The organism is Shewanella electrica (assembly GCF_022321485.1).
GTDB lineage: Bacteria > Pseudomonadota > Gammaproteobacteria > Enterobacterales > Shewanellaceae > Shewanella > Shewanella electrica.
On record NZ_JAKOGG010000419.1, the window covers coordinates 1 to 261 of the forward strand.

Below are 261 nucleotides of genomic sequence, written 5' to 3' on the forward strand. Positions count from 1 at the left end.
GTTGTGAAGTGTTCCCGGAATCCAGATACAGCCAATAGCTACTACAAATGCGAATGCAGAAATTATAAGGTTGGGCAAGAAGTATGGAAACTTATCCCAAAAAGAATCCTTTGTAAATATATGTGGGTACTTCTCTACAGGCTGAGCCAAATAGCCCCCCAATGCTGGGCCAATGATCAAACCTATGCCCCAAGCTGCACTGACAGTTGAGAGTCCTATAGCTTGGTGTTCTTCTCGAAAAAGTTCAGAGGCATAGGCCTT

The 261-nt window shown here is 44.1% G+C and carries 1 protein-coding gene; it reads right to left on the bottom strand.

Annotated elements, in window-relative coordinates; all coding sequences use genetic code 11:
* Positions 1-261 (bottom strand): MFS transporter (locus L9G74_RS24360; protein WP_238898715.1); only part of this gene is annotated, 261 nt, incomplete at both ends.